Source organism: Clostridium sp. OM02-18AC, from assembly GCF_003481825.1.
GTDB lineage: Bacteria > Bacillota > Clostridia > Lachnospirales > Lachnospiraceae > Brotaphodocola.
Genome location: NZ_QULW01000003.1, coordinates 84406 through 102186 on the forward strand (window position 1 = coordinate 84406; position 17781 = coordinate 102186).

Below are 17781 nucleotides of genomic sequence, written 5' to 3' on the forward strand. Positions count from 1 at the left end.
GCCTGTCTCTCCTTTATATTTTGTCACTTTCCCGTATTCCGACAGGATTCCTTTTCATCCATAATTTCCCTCAGATTCCGGATCAAAAACCTGTTTTCTTCCGGTATTCCCACACAGATCCGGTAATAGCCTGATGTCAGGCCATCAAAATTGCTGCAGTCGCGAAGCAGGATTTTCCGTCTCAGGCAGGCCTGGAACAATTCTCCAGGATCCTTTTCTTTTCTATAAAACAAAATAAAATTACTGTCTGACTCAAATACCGTGAATCCCAGTTTTTGTAACTGGCAAATCAGCCACGTGCGCTCTGTCTCAATCAGCGTTCTTGCCTGCTTTAAATACGCCTGTTCTTTCAGTGCTGCGACTCCTGCTTCCTGGGCCGGAACCGACACACTCCAGGGCTGACGTTCCTGCCGGATCTTTTGAAGCAGCGCACTGGATGATGACACCGCATATCCCAGACGAAGTCCCGCCATGGCATATGTCTTCGTAAATGCCCGTAAAATCACCAGGTTTTCATAGTCACCGACCACTGGCAGCATACAAAAGTTTTCTGGTTGTTCCATCAGTTCACAGAAGCACTCATCCAAAAGAAGCCAGGTTTTCGTCTGGCGGCAGCGGTCAGCAAGCTTCTTTACGATAGAAACAGGCACTGCATGGCCAGTTGGATTATTGGGATTGCAGAAAAACAAAAGATCGGTTTGGGGCGTGATCTGTTTTAAAACTGCTTCGATGTCTGGCTGAAACTGCTGTTCCTGTTTCATGGGAAGTGTTTCGATTTCACAGCCCACCGCAGTCAATGCCTGTCTGTATTCCGAGAACGACGGAGTAAGCAGCAAGGCCTTTTTCGGTGCCAGGATCCGCACCACCTGAAAGATCAGGTCTGCAGCACCGTTGGCGCAAAGAATCCACTCTGCAGGTACATGGTGGTACTCTGCCAATGCATTTCGTAATGCTTCACACTCCGGATCCGGATACCTGCCCCACCCGTCTACCGAATCTCTCAGGAAGTCCTTAACCTTTTCTGGCATCCCAAGCGGATTTAAATTGATGGAAAAATCATGGCTTACCGGATTGCGGTAAACGTCCCCGCCGTGTCCCAATGCTTTGTGTGGCTCCATTACACCAATCCTCCTGTCAGTATCTTAAGCAAAGTGATCAGACCGGTTCCGGCAAGAAGTGCCAGAACCGAGGCCAGATACATCAGACGGTTGGCACGCACAATATCCTCCGGTTCCACCGGGCGGTGCGCATCCCCTATGGTTGGTTTATGGTTCCGCTTTCCAAAATACCAGGCATCCCCTGCCAGCTGGACTCCCAGTGCCCCGGCACAGGCCGATTCCGACTGGGCTGAATTCGGACTTTTATGGTTTCTGCGGTCCCGTCGCCAGATCACAAATGCTTCTTTTCCGTTCATCCCAGGCAGCAGAAAGGCTGCCACTGTAAACAAAAGACCGGTCAGCCTGGAAGGAATCCAGTTCATCAGATCATCTAGCTTTGCTGCCGCACGTCCAAAATACAGATATTTTTCGTTTTTATAGCCCACCATGGAATCCATGGTATTCACAGCCTTATAAAAAAATCCGCCAACCGGACCGGCGAGAAACAAAAAGCATAGTGGCGCGATCACGCCGTCGGAAGCATTTTCCGCAACCGTCTCCACGGCTGCCTTGGTCACGCCCTCCGCAGTCAGGTCCTCGGTATCCCGTCCAACGATCATGGATACCGCATAGCGTGCACGGTCTAAATCTCCTGTTTTCAGTTCTTTGTATACGTTCATACTCTCTGTTTTTAGTGATCTTGCCGCCAGAATCCACCCGTCTAGCAGGCACATCACGGCAAACTGGAAATATGGATGGATCAAACCGGCCAGAAGCAGGATCAGCGCTGTGATTACAACGGTCACACAGGGAACCGTCACGGCAAGCGCCGCACCGGCAAGGAGCAGACTTTTCGGCTGATTCGGCACCTTTTTCCGAAGTTGTTTTTCCATTCGCGAGATCAGCTTTCCAATCCCGCAGACCGGATGCCAGAGCCCGTGAGGGTCTCCCACAATAAAATCGAATAAAAAACCAATACAGACCGCAGCTGCATATTCCATCCAGAGATTTCTGAGTATCATGTTGTTTGTTTCCTTCTCTACAGTTTCATTTTTATAGTTTTTCGATTACTGCTCAGCCCTTATTTGATCCGGACCGCAATGCCGCATTGAACCCGGTATACTTTTTCTGCCCGGGCAGCGAGCAGTTGTCCGGCACGTCCCACCGCCTCCCGGTAGATGCGTTCTTCCCGCTCGATGGGCACGATTCCACATCCCACCTCATCCAGCGTGATTACCTCGGGCGGATTTTCCAGAAGCTTGCGTGTCATGCTGTCTGGGTCTTCGCCCGCCGCCAGGGCTTTTCGGACCTGAAGATGAAAATCCGGCAAAACCTGGATTCGCGGTCCTGTTTTTTCCAGTGCATCTGCTATTTTTCCGCCAGCGTTCTGACTATGATGTTCTTTTTTCTCTTTGCAGATCTGCTCTGCAAACGCTTTCTTTCCCTGAAATCTTCCTCCAATGATCAGGATCATGCGATTCTCCCCTCCAGACGGATCGTCTTTGCCTTTCTTTTTCAATCATGTTACCAGATATGACTGCATACAGCCAGTGCCGCTATCATAACCAACTCTGCTGTCTGCAGAAAATAACCGGCCAGATCGCCAGTCGTTCCACCAAATTCCGTTAACGCCATATGATGGTACCAGAAAAAGACCAGTGCCGCCGCAGCCATGATGATCGCAGTTGGGAGCACGCCTGCTGTTGCCAGGAAAAATAAGATTCCGGCAAGAAGCCATCCCGTCAGGACCGCCTTTACAACCGGCGATCCGCTTCCGGTTCCCTTTGCAAAAGTTGCCGCAAGTCCGTCCTTTCGTGCTTTCGGAAAGCACAGGACAGAAAGACCACTTAACGACCTGGTGACCACATAGATTCCGGCAATCGCAGGAAAGGCAGAGTTTCCAAGTTCGGAAAACGCCGCGGCATAAAGCAGCAGATACACACCGCAGCCTGCGATCGCAAATGCGCCTGCATGCGGATCTTTTAAAATTTCCAGCTTCCGCTCCCGGCTTAAAAAGGAGCTTCTTGCATCGGTCACATCTAAAAAACCATCCATGTGGATGCCTCCGGTGATCAGAAGCGGGATTGCGGTTCCAAGCAAAGAAAAGGCCAGTATTCCAAGGCCTGCTGCCCGTGCAGCAAACACATATAAGTTCATGATAAAACCGATCACGGCTCCGATCAGCGGGAAAAAGCAAAAGGCATATTTCATGCCGCGCTCACTCCACTCGATAAATGGCATCGGGATCCGCGAATACATGGAAAACGCGATCACAAAGCTTTCCAGGATGGACGGCAATGTCTTGTTCTTTTCACGCATGCTCCCGCGCTCCTTTCTGCCGGATGGGAATTCCATAGACCACTTCCGTGACCAGGGAAGCCTGCTTTGCCAGCCAGATATTTAAGGTTCCTAAAAGACGGATATAGCGGAGGGTATCCGCATCGTAGCTGCATCCGTCTGAAAAGATCTCATTTGTCACGATCACCAGATCTTTCGTCTGCGCTTCCAAATTCTGGATTCCCGCCTGAATGCGTTCCAGAATCTCCTCATCGGTTCCGCCAATCTCAAACTGCTCATTTGCCAGAAGATTTGACATACACTCCAGCATCAGACTGCCGTTTCCCGGAAGCTTTACCTGGTTCAGGGTGTGAAAGGCTTCGATCGTCTCAAACCCCTTTCCTTCCCGCATGGCGCGGTGCTTTTTGACTCTCGTTTCCCCCTCTGCGCCCCAGGCACGCATGGTTGCAAGATAATATTTATCCGGTCCTTCTGCCTTTACAAGCTGTTCTTCCGCATAGACCGATTTGCCGCTTGCAGAGGCTCCGGTGATCAGATGCATCATATCGTTTCTTCTCCGTTTAAAAAGTTCAAGATCAGATCCGGGCCCGACAAATAATACAGGTGCGGGAAACCGGCAAGAAGCCGGTCTGTCTGGTACATGCAGTCCCAGCCGCGATTTGACTGCGGCTTATTTGCCCGGAATGCATCCCCCGGCGCTGTACTGTCCCAATAGTGGAACTCATGCCCCCTGATCTGATATGCTCCATTTTGTTCCAGGGAAATGTAGCCAAACCGGCCAAGCTTTCCCGTACGGTAACCATCGCCCGGAAGTAATCCAGCCATAGGATATACCATGCCCTTCTCATCTTCCAGTGATTTTTGCAGATACAAAAATCCACCGCACTCCGCAAGAATGCGGATACCGGTTTTGGAAGCGTTTTGCAGAGCTTCCAGCATAGACGTATTTTCAGAAAGCTGCTTCGCGTACAATTCTGGATAACCGCCGCCCAGTAACATAGCCTGCACGCAAGGTGGAAGCGCGGTATCGTGCAGTGGGGAGAACGGAACGATCTCCCATCCGTGTTCTTTTAAGAAATTCAGGTTCTCCTGGTAGTAGAAACAGAAAGCTTCATCCAGTGCCACCGCGATTCGTTTCATTGGTTTTGGCAGGTTTTTTGTTTCACAACGTTCTTTTTTCCCGCAGGTCTGCATTCTGTCAGAATCTGAAAGATTTTCATTTTTGTAAATAGGCGTTTCGGATTGCTCTGATGCATTCTCAGTTCCAGTCATGGACATTCCGGCTGTTTTTGCGTTTTCCTTCATCCGGTATCCGGCAAGTTCAAAAATTGCTTCCATATCCAGGCATCCGGCAAGCTGGTCGGCAAATGCCGCTAAATGCTTTCGCAGATCTTTTTGTTCTTCCGGCATGGTCAGTCCCAGATGACGGCTCTTGATGTCTACCGTCTCACAAACCGGAACCGCCCCAAGATATTTCACACCCATCTTTTCTATCTCCGGGCGCAGGCGTTCTCCAACCATTTTGTTTGTACGGTTTAAGATCACACCGCAGATATGGCTGTCCCTCCGATAATCCAGAAATCCTTTGATCTGGGCCGCCAGGGAAAGGCTGCTTCCTTTGCCGTCTACTACCAGGATGACCGGGGAGTTTGTGATCTTTGCAACCTCATAGGTACTTGCCGCCAGGGAATTTCCGCCAATGCCGTCATAAAATCCCATGACACCCTCGATTACGGAAAGTTCTGCCTGCGATGCCCTGCTCTCGAATAAGTCCCGCAGTTTGGACTCCGGCAGGAAAAAGCTGTCCAGATTGCAGCTGTCAATCCCAAGCACATACTTATGGAACATCGGATCGATGTAATCCGGACCACATTTAAAGGAGCGGCAGGCAATTCCCATGCGCTGAAACAGCGTCAGCAGCCCAACTGTCATAAGGGTTTTTCCACTTCCGCTTCCGGGTGCTGCAAGGAGAATACGTGGATAACAATTTTGTTTATTCTCCTTATTTTCCGTTTGCTCTGGTCCCATGGTAATGATATAGATCGGGTTCTGGGCCTGCATCATATGGTAAGGGCCACGTTTTTCTGCCCTGGACACCTGCATGCAGATGACCTCCGGCTCCCGTTTGTTCTGTTTCATCCATTCCATGGTCTGCGAAAGACTTTCCAGCGCGATCACATTGATCACAATCTGTACATTCGGATTTTTCTTTGTGACAAAATCCAGAATCTCTCCTAAATTTCCACCGCTTCCACCGATAAACACCCGGTCCGGGAGCTGGTAACCTTCCATAGAATCCGGTGCTTTTCCGGCAACCACGGTCAGATTCCTGAGTCCTGCTTTTTCTGCGTTATTTCGGATCAGTTCACAGCCTTCCTCCTTCTGTTCAAACGCATACACATGTCCATTCGGCACATGCAGCGCCATTTCCACAGAAACAGAACCCGTACCGGCTCCGATATCATAGACAATATGATCCGGCTCAAGCTCCAGCTTGGAGACCGATACGGACCGCACTTCACTCTTTGTCATGGGGATTTTTCCCCGGATAAACCATTCATCTCTCATTCTTCATTCCGCTCCAGAAATACTGCTGTCAAACTGTCTGTTTCCTGATCTGTCAGTTTCTCTGCAATACCGCAGATGTTCTGTTCCTCTTCGTATCCCATACGTACGCCTGCAAAAATCCGTGTTTTTCCAAGTTTCGCTGCTGTCAGCGTCTGACAGATGGTTTTTAAGTTCTGGCTGCTGTCCAGCAGCAAAAATACCAATTTATGTTTCTTTACCAGCTCTGCCACGTCGCAGTCCCGCCCATGGGCACTGGCCAGACAGGCATTCTCCCAGGGAATCTGGAACCGCGCAGCCAGCGCGGAAACCGAAGAGATCCCCGGATAAACCTGAACCTGATAAGGACATGTCGTTTCCTGCGGCCAGCGCGTATAAATTTCCCGCATCATGCTGCCGCTGCCGCTGTAAAAGCCGGTGTCACCGGAACAGATGAGTGCCGCACGCGAAACCTGAGGGTGTGCCTCCAGCCAGTCCAGGATTTTATCCGGCTGGTAAAACGCTTCTTGCTGTTTGCCGCAGATCCATTCTTTTACATCCTGAAGCATACGGGAAGCACCAAAGACGACATCGCATTGCATGAGAACTTCCAAAGCTTCCTGGGTCAGCTGTCTACCGCCGCCCATTCCCATACCGATGAGGCTAAGACTGCGTGCACCAGTTTCGGATGTTTTATCCGGCAAAGGGTTTTCTTTCTTTTCCTGTCTTTTGGAAGTCTGATACGCGTTCATCAGCTGCTTCGCCTCATTTAAAGAAATTCCTTCTTCCTGAACCGGTCGCCGGATCACGATCACGGAAACGCCGCACGCTCTGGCTGCTTCCAGTTTTTCTGCAAAACCGCCACGTTTTCCGGCCTCTTTGGTCACCAGCCAGCCTGCATGTACCGTGCGCAGCAAAGCAGTGTTCAGCTCTGTGGAAAAAGGTCCCTGCATTGCGATCACATGAGCTCCGCGGATTCCAAGTTCCTCACACTTTTTTAATACCTGACTGTCCGGAAGCACCCTGGCATAGATCCGTTCCCTGCATGCAGGGTCTAACGCAAATTTTTCCAGTTCCTTGCTGCCCGTTGTCAAAAGCACCGGCCGGTCATCCGACTTGAGATATTCCACAGCCTCTTCTATCGAATCAGCCAGAAACAGGCCTGCAGCGGGGTTATTTTGTTCCAGCTCAGTCTGGGAGGGATCACGCAGAATCCGCTGATACGGGATCTGCAGTGCAGCACATAGGGAAGATACCTGCTCTGTCACAACCCGCGCATAAGGATGCGTTGCATCCAGAACCAGTTTGGGCGCTGTCTCAAGCAAAAATGCACGCATCTCCTCTTCCTTCAAGGCACCGGTATGCACTCGTACAACCGCGCTTTCCTGAAGCAGACTTTCCCCGTAGCCGGAAACCACACTGACCACAACCGGAATCTGATATTCCTGCGCATATTCAGCCAGTTCCCGTCCCTCGGACGTACCGCCAAATATGACAACCGGCGCTTGTTTTTGTTTCTCCATGCTGTTTCTCCTTCCTATCCGCAAAAAGCAGCCTCAGCCACTGCAACGGTCACACCCGGATACACCTGTTTTTTCACCAGCAGTCTGGCATCTTTTCCGGCACAAAGAAGTGCGGAACGCTCGCAAACATTTCCAACTCCCGTCACCTGGCGCACAAAACCAGACTCCGAAAAATCTCCCTGCACGGTTTCCAGTTCACTGCTTGTGTAGGTTATAAAAGGAACTGCGAGTTTTTCAGACAACTGCAATAGCCCGGTTTCTTCTTTTTTTAAGTCAATGCTGGCAATGGCAGCCACTGTGTGAAGATCCAGATTTGCCTGTCTGAGCGTTTCCTGCACGGCAAATTCAATGGCTTCCCCCAGTGTCTGTTTCCGGCAGCCGATCCCAAGAATCAGGGATTTGGGCACAAGACGTAAAAATTGTGGTTCGCACTGCTTCGCATCTTCCATGTCAAAATCGCTGTCATCTGGAACGCCAGACAAGACATCACCCGTAATATCAGCGTTTTTCTTCTGTCTCCCATCCGTTAAAACGTCCGGCTTCACGTGACAGGTTATCCACACATTCCTGCGATGCACCGCGTTTTTCTCGTATCCAGTCACATCTGGAAGTTCCAAAGGATATTCGCTGAAATAGCCAACCGTTTCACCACCTAACAGCGCTGCAGCAACCTCTTTTGCCAGGTTCCGGTCCGTGATGGTCAGATGATGTTCTTTCGCCCAGACGTCAATCGCATGCCGCCCTCTCACATCAGACGCTGTCGTCACCACAGGAATTGCCCCCAAGATTCTGGCTGTCTGCTCTGCCAGATGGTTTGCGCCGCCCACATGACCAGACAATAGAGAAATTGCAAAATGGCCTGCCTCATCCACTACCACAACGGCCGGATCGGTCAGCTTGTCCTTCAGATAAGGCGCGATCAGTCGGACTGCGATTCCCGCGGCACCGACAAAGATCAGTCCATCCATTTCCGAGAACTGCTTCCTGGTCCAGTCTGAGAGAGAGCCGGTTACCCTGCATAAGCTTTTTGGTTCTTCCATACAAACGCGCTTTCCTGTGTAGCCTGTGCACAAATCACCGTCCGCACAAAACGCTTCGACCAGTTTTGAAACCAGTTCTGCTCCTCTTCCCGTAAATCCGATCACCGCAAGCTTCATACACTATCCTTTCGTTTTTCAAATCGACGACATCTGCTGTCAGAACGATATTGTACAGATTTTTCCATTCAGAAAAGCCCTGTTCCGAAGCAACGGTCTGTTTCTTCGCTGCGTTCACGTTTCCATGTCTCAAATAAACGCTTCCAGTCCGTGGTCGTTCCAAACATCTGGTGCGCAGTCGAGAACGTCACTACCTCCGCGCAAATGGTTCTTTCGCTCCACTGTTCCAGCTGCTGCTTCACGTATTTTGCCGTCAGGTCCAGCAGTTTTTTGGCAATTCCATGTTGTTTCAGCAATTCCAGAGCATCATCGGTGGTATTGCAGGAAAGAATCTGCTGCTTTAATTCCGGATATCCCAATGCTTCCGTAAGCTGTGCCATCTGCTCCATGCGTCCGTCTCCATACTTGGAATGCGTATTCTCCCTGCCTGCCGATACCTTGATCAGCTTTCCGATGTGACCAACGAACAATACATTTTGAAAGCCCTCTTCCTGCGCCATGAGCACGGCAGACTTCACAAAATTGCTGCAAAGCACTGCGTTTCCGACCGGAACATCCAGCGTTTTTTTCAAAAACTCCTCCCCGTAATTGCCCGGCGCCATTAAAAGCACCTTTGCACCGTTTACCGCTTTCATGTGAATTTCCAGACGGATCGTCTCCAAAAGTGCTTCCTCGCTCATGGGCTTGACAATGCCAGTGGTGCCAAGAACCGAAATTCCACCCTGGATCCCAAGCTTGGGATTAAAGGTCTGGGAAGCCAGCCGCTCCCCGTCCGGAATCGAGATCTCAATCAGCAGACATTCCTCATACGCAGTCTGCCGCATCACTTCATCGACCGCACCCAGGATCATGCTGCGCGGCATCGGATTGATCGCGTAATGTCCCACCGGACAGCTTAACCCCGGCTTTGTCACTATGCCGATTCCCGGACCGCCATTCAAATAAAGGTCTGGGTATTCCTCCAGGAAATATCCACTTCCCGTTGATTTCAGCGTATCCAGTTTTTTTCGGCTGATTGGCTTCACACTGGCTAATATGAGGGTTTGATTCGTCACATCCGGGTCATCCCCGGAATCTTTTTGTACGCCAAAACAAAATGGTTCGCCCTCTTTTAAAAATGGGATTACCGGAATGCGGCAACTTCCGCCGCCAGGCAGCGTTAATTCGGAATATGTAATTTTTTCTTCATCTGCCTGCGCAAAAAAAGCGGCCGCCGCCTTCGCCGCAGCCGCCGCACAGGTCCCGGTTGTGTATCCATTCCTCAGTTTTTTCTCTGTCACTTGTTCTCCGTTCAGGCGCATGATTTGCAACAGTAACTTTTTTATGCGCTGTAATCGGTTTTATTATACTTGCTTTTTACAGGTTTGACAAGCATCAGACTTGCGCACATTTACTCTCGTCAAACTCGCGGTTACGTTTCCGATTCCCTCCGCATCTGCTTTTTCCGCTTTGTGATCAGCCCGCCGATCCGGCCGCTTTCCTTTGAAGTCAGGCAGCGCCAGCCTTCTTTCAGTACACGGTCTCCCAGCCCCAGCTCCTCTGCAATTTCAAATTTCAGCTGTTCTTCCGGTGTCATATGTTCCACATCAATCGGTTTTGGTTCTTTTTTCTTAGTCAAAATAAGCACACTCCTTTTTTCAGAAGTGTGCCCTGTTTTGCTATCCTTATTCACATTTGAATATCTTAGTTATTCTACTCCAGATCATCTGGATTTTGCGGTATGATGACTGCAGCGATAATATAAGCCAGAAGTCCCGTTCCAGAGCAGGCAATCAACAAACATACCAGACGAACAATCGTCGGATCAACGCCCAGATATTCTCCTAATCCACCACACACACCGCATATTAGCTTGTTCGTATTGGAACGATATAATTTTTTATTGATGTCCATACTCCGAATCCTCCAGATGTTCTTCCAATTCCTGCGCATACTCATAGGACTGACGCGCATAGCTCTTCGCATTCCGAGCTCCGCCATTCATCAGTCCCGCTGTTACGATTCCGGTCCCCAAAAGGCAGCATATGACTCCAATCAGTAAAAACCACTTAACGCATCTTTGCATAAATCTTTTTCCCTCCTCGAAGTAATCCCGAAAGGATCTTCACAATTGTGCGGATACACCATGGAACAAATTTTCCATATGTCACTATGGAAAATGCCACTCCGATCAGTGCGCAGCCAAACACCAAAACAGCAGACCCAATAACGGTTACACCTCCCCAGAAATCGGAAACCAGGATTCCAACGCCCACAACCGTAAGAATCACGGTGCCAAACCCGGCTGCGACAGTTAAAAAGCCAATTCCAAGAACCGCTGCAGCTACCAGGGCAATCAGTGTCGCAGCCGCCGCCACGACTCCGCTTCCCACGCCAAGAAGCCACGGTAGCAGGATCAGGGCTAAAATACCGAACAAAATCAGTTTTATGACCGGTGTCTGGTTCTTATTTTTTTCTGAACGCGCATTGTTCGATTTTCTATTTGTCCGGTGTCCATCAGATTCTTCAAACACATCCTCATCAAATCCGGTTGTCCGGCGTCTGTCCGCGAATCCTTCATACTCATCCCCGTCAGATCTGTCTTCTGCTTCTTCATAGACATCCGGCAGTTCTTTTCGCTTTACTACCTGATAACCCGGATCCCGGAAACGCTCATCCTCAAATCCTGTTTCTGTAAAGGAACCGCCATCTTCCAGATGGACGTTCAGATTACTCCGGATGATGGATGCGATCCGCTCTGGGCTTCCAAATTCACTTAGCACATCTGCTTCCCGGTCTTTTCCTGCCTCATCCAGATAATCCTGATAATATGCAATCGCCTCTTCCCGCTCCTCTTCCGGAATATCGGAAAGCAGATATTCCAGTCGTTCCATAAACTCTGCTTTATTCATGATTTCTTCTCCTCCAGTATTCCGGAAATTTTCTGCGCGTAAACATTCCATTCTCCGCGGTAAAGATTCAGCTGCAATCTCCCGCTTTCCGTAATCCGGTAATACCTGCGGTTTCTCCCGTCGATGGCCTTGTCGTAAGTCTCCAGACATTCATCTTTTAAGAGCCGTCTGAGTACCGGATATAACGTAGATTCTGAAATATCGAGTACTTCCCGTACTTCCTGGGTTATACGGTACCCATAGGTCCCGTTCACATCCCTGGAAACAACCGATAAGACGATTGCATCCAGCAACGCGGATCCTGTATTAAAAACCATCGTACTCCACCTTTCTGTCGTCTCATTAATTTAAAATTCATAATATTATATCATATATAATATTGTTTGTGAGAATAATATACATCATATAATAGTACATGTCAATAGTATAAAAGAAACTTGTCATAAAAATGAATACAGACAGTAACAAATACAACTTCGAAAGAAGGACAGCCTCGACATATTCTGCCAAAGCTGTCCTTCTTTCATTCATTTTTAATTTTTTTCCTATAGCCCAACAAGAACTTCCTGTTTTATTTCTTCTTTCTCATCGGAATATGAACCTCCGGAATTGCTACTTCATCGTAAGTAATGGACTCATGGTCTTCTGACACATGTTCCTCGTGATGCTCTTTCTTCCGCTTTCCAATGTGGATTTCCGGGAATGCCAGATCCTCACTGGAAATTTCATACTCATGCTCGTGTCTTTTATCCTTCTCTTTGTTCCAAAACATATAGTTTTCCTCCGCATTCTGTTATAGCCAGAATCATCCCCCCGCCTGGCCTGCTCTTATAAAAAGTTAATAAAGAATGTAATTGAAAGGGTATTTAAAAAGTCTGCAAACAGGCTTCCAACTAACGGAATCAAAAGGTATGCCTTTACGGAAGGCTCATACTTTTCGCAGACAACCTGCATATTCGCCATGGCATTCGGTGTAGCGCCCATACCAAATCCACATACACCGGAACTGATCACCGCCGCATCGTAGTCGCGTCCCATCACGTTGAACACGACAAAACGCGCATATACAAACATCAAAACAACCTGACCAAGCAAAAGGATGAGAAGCGGAAGTGCCAGATCTGCTAGCTGCCATAGTTTTAAAGTAATCATGGCAATTCCTAAAAACAGGGACAGACAGATACCTCCGATGTCATTGATCTCACCCATATGGGTTGTGTACTTTCCGCTGTATTCTCCGATATTGCGGATAATCGCCGCCGCGATCATGGCACCGATATAGATCGGAAAGGTAAGTCCTGTCAGAGACAAAAGGTCTGACACAAGCGTCCCAAGTCCTATGGCGATGATCAGCTGGAATACCGCGGACGGATACATCGTGGTATGACGTTCATGTTTCTTTTCCTCTTCGATCAGAAGGTTTTCTTCCTCGATCAGAAGGCTGTCATCTTCCGGAACAATGGTTTTCAAAAGATCATACTTTTCGATCAGTCGTTTTCCGATCGGACCGCCCATGACACTGCCAGCAATCAGTCCAAAAGTCGCTGCCGCTGTGCAGACCGTGGTAGCACCTTCGCTTCCCATGCTTTCCAAAACAGGTCCAAAGGCACCTGCTGTTCCATGTCCACCTACCATCGGAATGGATCCGGTGCAAAGTCCAACCAGCGTCGGAATGCGTAAAAGCTTTGCCAGGCCGGTTGCCAGGAAGTTCTGGGACAAAATCAGTGCAACGACCAGCGCCAGAAATACGATCAGAGCTTTTCCACCGCTTCTTAACACCTTTAAATTCGCCTGAAATCCAACTGACGTAAAGAAAAATACCATGCATACTTCTTTGAGCGTATCATCGAAAGAAAATTCTGCAATTCCAAGAACGTAACAAATACAGGTAAGCACTGCAAATATTACGCCGCCGATGACCGGGGCCGGAATACAGAACCGCTCCAGGATCGCACACCGTCTCCGCAAAAATTTTCCCAGCATCAATGCGACCACAGCGGCCGCAATCGTCTGGTACATATCAAGTTCAATGATCATAAAACTAGTTTTCCTCCTGTTCCAAATCTGCGAAGAACATCTCATAAAAGTCGTCTTCGCCTTTTAACAGGGGCGAATTCTCACCACCGCCATTCGTACTGCGTTTGATCTCTGCATAAAAAGATTCTCCGGCACAGGCCAAATCCATTTCATAAATCTGGAATCCAAGTTCCCTGCATAACCCACAAAAGGCAGAAAGCGGATCCGCTTCTAACCGGGTTTTCAAAATTTTTTCTTTTAATTCGACATCTTGCCCGGCAAGTTTCTTGATGTCATCCAATATTTCTGCTATATTCATAATCCAGCTTTTTCCTCCGGGTTTTCTGTGCATACATGCTCAGCTGTTTTTTATTTCATATTCAGCCGTAAGATTCAGCTTTCTGAATCTTACATCACAAAAAATTGTTCGTAATGTTACACAAATTTCAAAATATCATCCGGCGTCTTACGCTTTGGCTTTTCCGGATTCAATGCGCGGTAACCGACCGCTATGACAGATACCACCTGCTCATTTTCCGGAATCTGCAGCATTTCCCGGATTTTCTCTCCATCCCGGATACCCATGATCAAAGTATCCAGACCGAGTTCCCTTGCTTTTAAGATAAGGTTTTCGTTCTGGAGTCCCAGGTCATAATAGCCCCAGCCATTTCCACACTCATTTATGGCTGCGCCGGTCTCTTTATCGAAGCCGACCCGGTCCTTTACGAACGTGGTCACAATATAAGATGCACCACTGGAATTATTCTGATTAAACTGTGGCAGACAGCTTTCCGAAAATTTTTTGCACTGCAGTTCATCTAAAATACAGTAATATCTGGATGTCTGACTGTTTTTCCAGGACGGTGCCTGAATAGCAGCCTGGACCATGGCTGTGATTTGCTCCTTTGTGGCACGTCTGCTGCTGTCATACTTACGTATGCTTCTCCGTTCTTCCATTAGTTTTTCAAATTCCATCGTCATATCCTCCTTCTCATTATTCTGTTCGTATTGAATCTTATAGCGTCCCGTTTAAGATCACGCACCAAAGCGGCAGCATCAGCATTGACAGTAGTGTCGTCACAACAACACACTGCGTTGCAAACGCTTCATCTCCATGATATTTGGCTGCAAGAATTGCCGTAGAAGTTCCTGCCGGCATTGCAGCTAAGACCACCGAAATTCCGGCTGCGATCCCGTGAATGTGGAAAAGATAACACCCAGCTGCAACAACAGCCGGAATCAATATCAGACGCACTCCCGAAAAGAGTATTGTCATGCGGGTGAACAAGTGATGGGCTCCGGCATCTGCAAGAATCATGCCAATAACCAGCATGGAAATTGCTGTCGTACAATTGCCTAAACTTTGTATGGAATGCTGGATAAATTCAGGAAAGCGGAATCCGCTCAGCATCATAACAATGCAAACATCATAAGCTGTAAATTCAGCAATCCCTGCAATTCCATACTGTTTTCTCCGTTTTCCTGTAGATTTGATGTGCGCTTCAAAAAAGGAGACCTGCTGTTACAGGTCTCCTGAATGTTTAAAAAGTATACCGAGATTACTCAGCGTCTGCCTCATTCTCCTCAGCCGGAGCCTGCAGAGCTTTCATGCTTAAGCTGATCTTTCTGTCTTCGCCATTGAAATCAACAACCTTAGCCTCGATCTCCTGACCGATGGTCAGAGCGTCAGCCGGTTTGTCAACGTGATCTCTGGAAATCTGAGATACGTGAAGCAGAGCGTCTACGCCTGGCTCTAACTCAACGAATGCACCGAAGTCGGTCATACGTGCAACACGACCGGTTACTACGTTGCCTACAGCGTACTTCTCAGCTGCGTTTGCCCACGGATTCTGCTCCGGGAACTTTAAGCTTAAAGCAATCTTCTCGCCATTGATATCTTTGATGAGAGCCTTTACGTGGTCACCAGTCTTGAATACCTTCTTCGGATTCTCAACACGGCCCCAGGACATCTCGGAAATATGAAGCAGACCGTCAGCGCCGCCCAGGTCTACGAATGCACCGAAATCGGTAACATTCTTTACAGTACCCTCTACGGTATCGCCAGCGTGGATGCGCTCGAAGAGTTCTTTCTGCATTTCAGCCTTCTTTGCAACCATAAGCTGCTTTCTGTCGCCGATGACTCTTCTTCTCTTCGGGTTGAACTCGGTGATCACGAAATCGATATCCTGACCTGCATACTTGCTTAAATCTTTCTCGTAAGTGTCAGATACCAGGCTAGCCGGAATGAAGACTCTTGCCTCGTCAACTACAACGCTTAAGCCGCCGTCCAGTACCTGTGCAACCTTTGCGGTAAGAACCTCGTGATTCTCGAAAGCTTCTTCCAGTCTCTTGTTGCCCTTGTCTGCAGCCAGTCTCTTGTAGGACAGTGCAACCTGACCTTCGCCATCGTTTACCTTTACAACTTTTGCTTCCATCTCGTCGCCAACCTGAACCTCGGTTCTGAGATCTACGTTTGCTTCGTTGGTGTACTCACTTCTCGGGATGATACCATCGGATTTGTATCCAATGTTCAGGACGATCTCGTCCTCTTTCACATCGATGACTTTACCAGTGACGATCTCTCCCGTACGTATTGTTTTTAATGATTCCTCCAACATTTGTTCAAAACTTAATTCTGACATTAGTATGAACCTCCTCAATAATTTGATTCGGGGTGGATGCCCCCGCTGTAATACCTACGCTGCGCACAGAATTCACACATTCAGGGTTGAAATCGCCGAGTGACTGGATAAAGTAAGTATTCTTACATTCCTTTTGGCATATCTCGTAGAGTTTCTGTGTGTTGGAGCTGTGTTTGCCGCCTATGACAATCATAGCGTCCACTTCAGAAGCAATACGTCTAGCTTCCACTTGTCTCTCCTGTGTTGCATTGCAAATCGTATTTAAAACAAGTATATCATAACCCTTTTTCTCAAATTTTTCAACTAAATCTTGAAATTTCTTGTAATTAAATGTCGTTTGGGATACGATACACAGTTTTTCTTCTTTTGAGACAGATAAATGCTCGATCTGGTCTGCATTTTCCACCACCCGTGTCGTATCATTTCCCCACCCGCGGATGCCCTGGACTTCTGGATGATCCGGGTTTCCGATGATGATCACGCGGCGCCCTTCTGCCGTCTGCTGTTCCACGATCCGGTGAATCTTTTTTACAAACGGGCAGGTGGCATCCACAACCGTGATATGGTGTGCATTTAACAGGTCATAGATTTCTTTTCCGACACCATGGGAACGGATTACAACGATTCCGTCCGTAAGTGTAGCCAGCTCCTCTTTGGTGTTTAAGACCTTTACCCCTTTCTCTTCCAGATCCTTCACCACAAACTCATTATGAATGATCGGACCATAGGTATATACTGGTTTTTCTGCTTTCTCAATCTGCTCATAAACCTGATCCACCGCACGCCTGACACCAAAACAGAATCCGGCTGTTTTTGCTACAATGACTTCCATGAAACGTCCTCCTCAAGGCCGTGGGCTTTCGCAGTGTCAATGATAGCCTGTACCACCTCGTCAATCGTCATTTCCGAACTGTCAAGGAGTACCGCGTCATCTGCCTGCTTTAATGGTGCGATCTCGCGGGTCATATCGCGATGGTCTCTCTCTATGATATCTTGCTCAATTTCTTCCAGATTACACATGGTTCCTTTTTCCGTTAATTCTTTGTAACGGCGCAGGGCGCGGACACGGCTGCTTGCAGTTAAATAAATCTTCGCTTCTGCATCCGGCAGAATGCAGGTACCGATATCGCGTCCGTCCATGATCACATTCTGGCTTGCAGCCAGACTTCTCTGCAGTTCCAGAAGATGGGCACGTACTGCCGGGTATACACTCGTGGCAGACGCAGTATTGCCGACTTCCTCGGTGCGGATTTTTCCGGATACATCTTCTCCGTTTAAGATGACCTGCTGGGAGCCATCCTGGTAACGGATGGTAATATCTGCGTTTTTAACTGCCTCACTGACCTTTGCTTCATCTGCGGTGTCGATGCCGCTTCGCAGCAGATAGAGCGCAATTGCACGATACATGGCACCGGTATCGACATAGATAAAGTTCAGTTTTTTCGCTACCATTTTCGCAATGGTGCTCTTTCCGGCCCCTGCCGGACCGTCAATTGCAATGTTGAATGCATGTTTTTCCATAATTTTTATCGTCTCCTTGCATGAAGCAGTTTTTCTTTTTACATTTCAATGCTGTTTTTTCTTTTCGATCTGCACTTCTATCCGTTTTTTCC

Annotated in this window: 22 protein-coding genes; all 22 read right to left on the minus strand. The window is 48.4% G+C overall.

The window, feature by feature from the left end; translation table 11 throughout:
- Positions 1 to 23: 23 nt before the first annotated feature.
- On the minus strand, positions 24 to 1118 hold the full coding sequence (gene cobD / locus DXB18_RS03320) for a threonine-phosphate decarboxylase CobD (RefSeq protein WP_118540485.1): 1095 nt from the start codon (positions 1116 to 1118) through the stop codon (positions 24 to 26).
- Entirely contained in the window at positions 1118 to 2119 is a 1002-nt protein-coding gene (gene cbiB, locus DXB18_RS03325; RefSeq protein WP_243035163.1) for an adenosylcobinamide-phosphate synthase CbiB, read from the minus strand. The genes cobD and cbiB overlap by 1 nt, the downstream gene beginning before the upstream one ends.
- A gap of 59 nt (positions 2120 to 2178) precedes the next feature.
- Entirely contained in the window at positions 2179 to 2571 is a 393-nt protein-coding gene (locus tag DXB18_RS03330) for a bifunctional adenosylcobinamide kinase/adenosylcobinamide-phosphate guanylyltransferase (RefSeq protein ID WP_118540484.1), read from the minus strand.
- A 50-nt stretch (positions 2572 to 2621) separates the two neighbouring features.
- A complete protein-coding gene (locus tag DXB18_RS03335; protein WP_118540483.1) occupies positions 2622 to 3416 on the minus strand; it encodes an adenosylcobinamide-GDP ribazoletransferase in 795 nt (264 codons plus the stop codon).
- Positions 3409 to 3939 carry a bifunctional adenosylcobinamide kinase/adenosylcobinamide-phosphate guanylyltransferase gene (locus tag DXB18_RS03340; RefSeq protein WP_118705969.1) on the minus strand — a complete coding sequence of 177 codons (531 nt, stop codon included), beginning with the start codon at positions 3937 to 3939 and terminating at the stop codon, positions 3409 to 3411. The genes DXB18_RS03335 and DXB18_RS03340 overlap by 8 nt, the downstream gene beginning before the upstream one ends.
- Positions 3936 to 5963 carry a cobyrinate a,c-diamide synthase gene (locus DXB18_RS03345; protein ID WP_243103127.1) on the minus strand — a complete coding sequence of 676 codons (2028 nt, stop codon included), beginning with the start codon at positions 5961 to 5963 and terminating at the stop codon, positions 3936 to 3938. The genes DXB18_RS03340 and DXB18_RS03345 overlap by 4 nt, the downstream gene beginning before the upstream one ends.
- A complete protein-coding gene (cobK, locus tag DXB18_RS03350) occupies positions 5960 to 7462 on the minus strand; it encodes a precorrin-6A reductase (protein WP_118540482.1) in 1503 nt (500 codons plus the stop codon). Before cobK ends, DXB18_RS03345 begins: the two co-directional genes overlap by 4 nt.
- A gap of 14 nt (positions 7463 to 7476) precedes the next feature.
- A complete protein-coding gene (locus DXB18_RS03355; protein ID WP_243103129.1) occupies positions 7477 to 8502 on the minus strand; it encodes a cobalt-precorrin 5A hydrolase in 1026 nt (341 codons plus the stop codon).
- Positions 8503 to 8687: 185 nt separating this feature from the next.
- Positions 8688 to 9899 carry a cobalt-precorrin-5B (C(1))-methyltransferase CbiD gene (gene cbiD, locus DXB18_RS03360; RefSeq protein ID WP_118705973.1) on the minus strand — a complete coding sequence of 404 codons (1212 nt, stop codon included), beginning with the start codon at positions 9897 to 9899 and terminating at the stop codon, positions 8688 to 8690.
- Between the two features lie 131 nt (positions 9900 to 10030).
- Positions 10031 to 10237, minus strand: a complete 207-nt coding sequence (locus DXB18_RS03365; RefSeq protein WP_118540479.1) for a small, acid-soluble spore protein, alpha/beta type — start codon at positions 10235 to 10237, stop codon at positions 10031 to 10033.
- Positions 10238 to 10311: 74 nt separating this feature from the next.
- Positions 10312 to 10512, minus strand: a complete 201-nt coding sequence (locus DXB18_RS03370; RefSeq protein ID WP_118540478.1) for a PspC domain-containing protein — start codon at positions 10510 to 10512, stop codon at positions 10312 to 10314.
- Positions 10499 to 10684 carry a hypothetical protein gene (locus DXB18_RS03375; RefSeq protein ID WP_118540477.1) on the minus strand — a complete coding sequence of 62 codons (186 nt, stop codon included), beginning with the start codon at positions 10682 to 10684 and terminating at the stop codon, positions 10499 to 10501. Before DXB18_RS03375 ends, DXB18_RS03370 begins: the two co-directional genes overlap by 14 nt.
- The gene (locus DXB18_RS03380; RefSeq protein ID WP_182430449.1) at positions 10668 to 11510 is read right to left on the minus strand and encodes a DUF1700 domain-containing protein; all 843 of its coding nucleotides are present in this window, start codon (positions 11508 to 11510) and stop codon (positions 10668 to 10670) included. The genes DXB18_RS03375 and DXB18_RS03380 overlap by 17 nt, the downstream gene beginning before the upstream one ends.
- On the minus strand, positions 11507 to 11827 hold the full coding sequence (locus tag DXB18_RS03385) for a PadR family transcriptional regulator (protein WP_118540475.1): 321 nt from the start codon (positions 11825 to 11827) through the stop codon (positions 11507 to 11509). Before DXB18_RS03385 ends, DXB18_RS03380 begins: the two co-directional genes overlap by 4 nt.
- Positions 11828 to 12081: 254 nt before the next feature.
- Positions 12082 to 12282: a hypothetical protein gene (locus DXB18_RS03390; RefSeq protein ID WP_118540474.1), complete on the minus strand. Its 201-nt coding sequence runs from the start codon at positions 12280 to 12282 to the stop codon at positions 12082 to 12084.
- 56 nt (positions 12283 to 12338) lie between these two features.
- Entirely contained in the window at positions 12339 to 13547 is a 1209-nt protein-coding gene (gene gltS, locus DXB18_RS03395; RefSeq protein WP_118705975.1) for a sodium/glutamate symporter, read from the minus strand.
- A gap of 4 nt (positions 13548 to 13551) precedes the next feature.
- Positions 13552 to 13845, minus strand: coding sequence for a hypothetical protein (locus tag DXB18_RS03400; protein ID WP_182430450.1), 294 nt, complete (start codon positions 13843 to 13845; stop codon positions 13552 to 13554).
- 116 nt (positions 13846 to 13961) lie between these two features.
- Positions 13962 to 14501 (minus strand): nitroreductase family protein, encoded by a 540-nt coding sequence (locus DXB18_RS03405; RefSeq protein WP_118705977.1) that lies wholly within the window; start codon positions 14499 to 14501, stop codon positions 13962 to 13964.
- A gap of 40 nt (positions 14502 to 14541) precedes the next feature.
- Entirely contained in the window at positions 14542 to 14940 is a 399-nt protein-coding gene (locus tag DXB18_RS03410) for an AEC family transporter (RefSeq protein WP_118540471.1), read from the minus strand.
- Positions 14941 to 15085: 145 nt separating this feature from the next.
- Complete coding sequence (rpsA, locus tag DXB18_RS03415) at positions 15086 to 16168, minus strand: 30S ribosomal protein S1 (RefSeq protein WP_118540470.1); 1083 nt, start codon at positions 16166 to 16168, stop codon at positions 15086 to 15088.
- Positions 16149 to 17000 (minus strand): 4-hydroxy-3-methylbut-2-enyl diphosphate reductase, encoded by an 852-nt coding sequence (gene ispH, locus DXB18_RS03420; RefSeq protein WP_118540469.1) that lies wholly within the window; start codon positions 16998 to 17000, stop codon positions 16149 to 16151. Before ispH ends, rpsA begins: the two co-directional genes overlap by 20 nt.
- Positions 16985 to 17689: a (d)CMP kinase gene (gene cmk, locus DXB18_RS03425; protein ID WP_118540468.1), complete on the minus strand. Its 705-nt coding sequence runs from the start codon at positions 17687 to 17689 to the stop codon at positions 16985 to 16987. Before cmk ends, ispH begins: the two co-directional genes overlap by 16 nt.
- Between the last annotated feature and the right edge of the window lie 92 nt (positions 17690 to 17781).

Bases quoted from the DNA above. Each gene is read 5' to 3' on its own strand.
- DXB18_RS03375 (WP_118540477.1), bottom strand. From the start codon at position 10,684: ATGCAAAGATGCGTTAAGTGGTTTTTACTGATTGGAGTCATATGCTGC.
- DXB18_RS03410 (WP_118540471.1), bottom strand. From the start codon at position 14,940: ATGATGCTGAGCGGATTCCGCTTTCCTGAATTTATCCAGCATTCCATA.
- DXB18_RS03385 (WP_118540475.1), bottom strand. From the start codon at position 11,827: ATGGTTTTTAATACAGGATCCGCGTTGCTGGATGCAATCGTCTTATCG.
- DXB18_RS03340 (WP_118705969.1), bottom strand. From the start codon at position 3,939: ATGATGCATCTGATCACCGGAGCCTCTGCAAGCGGCAAATCGGTCTAT.
- cobD (WP_118540485.1), bottom strand. From the start codon at position 1,118: ATGGAGCCACACAAAGCATTGGGACACGGCGGGGACGTTTACCGCAAT.
- DXB18_RS03400 (WP_182430450.1), bottom strand. From the start codon at position 13,845: ATGAATATAGCAGAAATATTGGATGACATCAAGAAACTTGCCGGGCAA.
- ispH (WP_118540469.1), bottom strand. From the start codon at position 17,000: ATGGAAGTCATTGTAGCAAAAACAGCCGGATTCTGTTTTGGTGTCAGG.
- DXB18_RS03390 (WP_118540474.1), bottom strand. From the start codon at position 12,282: ATGTTTTGGAACAAAGAGAAGGATAAAAGACACGAGCATGAGTATGAA.
- DXB18_RS03370 (WP_118540478.1), bottom strand. From the start codon at position 10,512: ATGGACATCAATAAAAAATTATATCGTTCCAATACGAACAAGCTAATA.
- cbiB (WP_243035163.1), bottom strand. From the start codon at position 2,119: ATGATACTCAGAAATCTCTGGATGGAATATGCAGCTGCGGTCTGTATT.
- DXB18_RS03355 (WP_243103129.1), bottom strand. From the start codon at position 8,502: ATGGAAGAACCAAAAAGCTTATGCAGGGTAACCGGCTCTCTCTCAGAC.
- DXB18_RS03335 (WP_118540483.1), bottom strand. From the start codon at position 3,416: ATGCGTGAAAAGAACAAGACATTGCCGTCCATCCTGGAAAGCTTTGTG.
- cobK (WP_118540482.1), bottom strand. From the start codon at position 7,462: ATGGAGAAACAAAAACAAGCGCCGGTTGTCATATTTGGCGGTACGTCC.
- cmk (WP_118540468.1), bottom strand. From the start codon at position 17,689: ATGGAAAAACATGCATTCAACATTGCAATTGACGGTCCGGCAGGGGCC.
- DXB18_RS03345 (WP_243103127.1), bottom strand. From the start codon at position 5,963: ATGAGAGATGAATGGTTTATCCGGGGAAAAATCCCCATGACAAAGAGT.
- DXB18_RS03405 (WP_118705977.1), bottom strand. From the start codon at position 14,501: ATGGAATTTGAAAAACTAATGGAAGAACGGAGAAGCATACGTAAGTAT.
- rpsA (WP_118540470.1), bottom strand. From the start codon at position 16,168: ATGTCAGAATTAAGTTTTGAACAAATGTTGGAGGAATCATTAAAAACA.
- gltS (WP_118705975.1), bottom strand. From the start codon at position 13,547: ATGATCATTGAACTTGATATGTACCAGACGATTGCGGCCGCTGTGGTC.
- DXB18_RS03330 (WP_118540484.1), bottom strand. From the start codon at position 2,571: ATGATCCTGATCATTGGAGGAAGATTTCAGGGAAAGAAAGCGTTTGCA.
- DXB18_RS03380 (WP_182430449.1), bottom strand. From the start codon at position 11,510: ATGAATAAAGCAGAGTTTATGGAACGACTGGAATATCTGCTTTCCGAT.